The sequence below is a fragment of the Prevotella sp. AM23-5 genome (genome assembly GCF_003473645.1).
GTDB classification, from domain to species: Bacteria; Bacteroidota; Bacteroidia; order Bacteroidales; family Bacteroidaceae; genus Prevotella; species Prevotella copri_A.
Map to the genome: position 1 here is coordinate 1 of NZ_QUCG01000143.1, position 2,958 is coordinate 2,958.

5 protein-coding genes are annotated in these 2,958 nt (G+C 40.9%); all 5 read right to left on the reverse strand.

What is annotated here, in order from left to right; translation table 11 throughout:
- Positions 1-45 precede the first annotated feature (45 nt).
- The 5 genes from DW657_RS16985 to DW657_RS17005 all read right to left on the reverse strand — a co-directional run bounded on the left by DW657_RS16985 (position 46) and on the right by DW657_RS17005 (position 2,522).
- A complete protein-coding gene (locus DW657_RS16985; protein WP_118313528.1) occupies positions 46-372 on the reverse strand; it encodes a DUF3408 domain-containing protein in 327 nt (108 codons plus the stop codon).
- Positions 373-438: 66 nt separating this feature from the next.
- Positions 439-618, reverse strand: a complete 180-nt coding sequence (locus DW657_RS16990) for a hypothetical protein (RefSeq protein ID WP_118313529.1) — start codon at positions 616-618, stop codon at positions 439-441.
- A gap of 18 nt (positions 619-636) precedes the next feature.
- Entirely contained in the window at positions 637-1,332 is a 696-nt protein-coding gene (locus DW657_RS16995) for a hypothetical protein (RefSeq protein ID WP_118313530.1), read from the reverse strand.
- Positions 1,333-1,334: 2 nt separating this feature from the next.
- Positions 1,335-1,754: a DUF3408 domain-containing protein gene (locus DW657_RS17000; protein WP_118313531.1), complete on the reverse strand. Its 420-nt coding sequence runs from the start codon at positions 1,752-1,754 to the stop codon at positions 1,335-1,337.
- Positions 1,755-1,760: 6 nt separating this feature from the next.
- A complete protein-coding gene (locus DW657_RS17005; protein WP_118313532.1) occupies positions 1,761-2,522 on the reverse strand; it encodes a ParA family protein in 762 nt (253 codons plus the stop codon).
- Positions 2,523-2,958: the final 436 nt, after the last annotated feature.

Below are 2,958 nucleotides of genomic sequence, written 5' to 3' on the forward strand. Positions count from 1 at the left end.
TTTTAGCCGTAGTCTTTCTTTTTCATTGGCGTACTTTTATTATTGTTAGAGGCGATATGCCTTTATACTTTCTTCAAACGCAGCCTTGATTTCGGCTGCATGGATGGCAAAATGTTCGTTGACGATGTTCTCGATGAAACTTGCCATGGAAACCTGTCCTTTGCCTACGACACTGACAAACTTCATTACTCGCTCATGAGTTTCCTCGCTGATGCTTACCTGTCTGCCAAGTCTTGCAGTGAAGCCTGCATCCGTCATGAACTTGCCGATGTACCCATTTCTGTTGTTGGCACAGGACGACACGGTTACACTCACTGTTGACTGAACACTGATGTGTTCCTTTGGCTCTCTGTTCTTTCTTGCTCTTTTCATGATTCTTATTTTTTAATTGTTATACAAAGTCGAGGATGTTGAAGTCCTCTATGTTTGTCCAATGCCTTATTTTCCCTTCTTTGAACAGGATGTCTGTTCTATCTTGTGTACTTTTAGGTAAGAAGTAACCAAATCATGGATTTTCTTCTTGCACTCATCATGATTTCTCATGAAAATCTCATAAAACTCCTTGTCGTCTATCGAAGGAATTTGTCTCTTACCATTGTTTCTTTTTTTGTTTGTCATAATTTTCACTTTTTATTGTTATACAAAATCTCTGATATTGAAATCTTTGAAGTCTTCAGGAACAACAAGCTTTTTCTTCTTGATTACTTTTGTTGATTTTCCTGACATAGGCTTGTCTGAGGAAATGTTCGACATATGCAATTCCATCAACGCATCTATTCTGCGTTTGATAATCTTGGAACGCTCTGCTATCATGTTGAAAAGCTCATTGCCTTCCATTTCCGAAAACACCTTGCCTGCATGGACACACTCCTCATTTGTGACATTTGGCTTGGTTGCAGTTTCGACTGCCTTGTCTATCTCCTCAAAGCTATTGCCACTTGCCTGTTCCACTGTAGGCTCTTCTTCCGAGTCATCGAACTCTACACCAACATCCTCGATGCGTGTGTCAGTAAATGCCTCGTCCAGTTTGTCATCTGGTATGCGAGCTGACTTTTTCGGAAGTTTATCGTCTTCAAAGGTTACTTCACTTTCCTTTACTGTTTCACCATCTTCTTTGGGTTTTACTTGCTCCATTGAATCTGTTTTTGGAGAAACCGTATAGGTATGTTTGACTATGAAATCGTCGCCTCGTGGAGGTGGACTTTCCTTTGCTTCATATTTTGGCTTGTCCGCCTTCAACTTGTTCTTCAACCAAATATCGGCATCGAACACCAATACCGCCACACTCCATATCATATACAGGAGCGCAATTGTCAATAATACCGCTTCCATATTTACCACATGATTATATCTCTGTTGTTATTCTTTTTGTAAACTTCCTTGATGACCTCCCCATACTTTTGGAAATGTTCTGTCAACACATGGTCTATGTATCCCGACAAGGACATATCATCTCGTTCCATGACTGAAACAAGGCGCATGATGGTCTCATGATACTCCTTTCGGATGTATGTCATCTTGCCAGAGCGTGCTGGATTCTCAGACCTGCGGATATATCTTTCCTGATATTCCTCCATCAATGAAGTGCTGTTCTTGGTCGAGACAACATTTTGGGGCGAACGAGGTTCTTCCTTTGAAAACTCTTTCTGTTCCTTTGGTGTCTCTTCCGTCGATTCCCTGTTTGGAGGCATATGTGGTCGGAATGAGTTTCTGAACTCTTCCGAGTCAATGGTTACTTTCAGATTCTTTGCCATACTTTTTTATTTCTTGATGATTGATAAAATCTCGTCTGCCAACTTCTCGATGTTACTACCTTTTATCAGATGCTTGTCGGGAGGAAGAATCGTGGAACGAAAGACAGCCTTGTTGCCGACTTCGGCACATTCCTTTCTGAAACGCTTGCTGTCCGGGATGTATGTGTTCATCACCGACAGTCCTGCTCCGTCCATCACACGACTTGCTTTCTCATACAGATCGGTCTTCTCTCGTGCATCTACCATGTTCCATAGCATATACAGTTCCTTGATGTTGGTCTTTCCGATACTGATGAACGAATCGTTCAACTGACTGGCGAACATAATGGAACTTTTCAGCACCACATTGTCTGCCGTAATCGGGCAGAATATATAATCCATAGTGACGATGGTATTTATCACACCAAGGTTGTCAATGGTTCCTGCGAGGTCGAAAAAGATGAAGTCCGGTGGGGTATCCATTTCCAAGAATGGCTTTATTGCCTCCATAGCCTTTCCTGGGTGACTCTCTACAATAGGATAAGCAGACTTTCCTGTTCTTTTCAACTGCTCATAGGCTTGTCTCAACAGATACTCGTTACTCTCGATGCTCTGCATGTCACGTTCTCTCATGTCCTTGATGCTGAACTGTGGAAAATCGCAGTCAACCACAACGACATCGTAACCTCTGACATAATAAAGGAAACTTGCCATCAACACGGTTAGTGTTGTCTTGCCTGCCCCTCCCTTTTGGGTGGAGAAGGCGATGAATGTTGGTTCTTTCTTCATGTTTGTCTTTTTATGAGTTATACATCTTGTTTGTTATAATGCGGTATTGCATTTTTATTTGTGATACATCCTACATGCTATGGTGCAAATCTATGAGCCATGAGGCTTGCAAGTGATATTATATGTTATGCAACTTTCGCATCAGTTATACTGTTTTTATGCTTGCTATATGGCTTTTATATATGTCATGCTTCATAACTGTTCTATAGCCAGTCTGTGTGTCATGCCACATTTGTGCATACTTATATTACATTTTACATATCAAGCATTTTGCATGTCAAACGTTTTATCATATTACATGTAATACGTTTTATATGACTGCATTGGAGCATCTGAATATGCCGTCTGTTTTGCATCATTTAAGACACGTATGTCTGTCATTCACGCTGCAAAGTAACAACGAAAAATCCGAAAAACAATGGTTTTCAAATCCTGT

Coding starts and splice junctions, on each gene's coding strand:
- DW657_RS16985 (WP_118313528.1), bottom strand. CDS start 372: ATGAAAAGAGCAAGAAAGAACAGAGAGCCAAAGGAACACATCAGTGTT.
- DW657_RS16990 (WP_118313529.1), bottom strand. CDS start 618: ATGACAAACAAAAAAAGAAACAATGGTAAGAGACAAATTCCTTCGATA.
- DW657_RS16995 (WP_118313530.1), bottom strand. CDS start 1,332: ATGGAAGCGGTATTATTGACAATTGCGCTCCTGTATATGATATGGAGT.
- DW657_RS17000 (WP_118313531.1), bottom strand. CDS start 1,754: ATGGCAAAGAATCTGAAAGTAACCATTGACTCGGAAGAGTTCAGAAAC.
- DW657_RS17005 (WP_118313532.1), bottom strand. CDS start 2,522: ATGAAGAAAGAACCAACATTCATCGCCTTCTCCACCCAAAAGGGAGGG.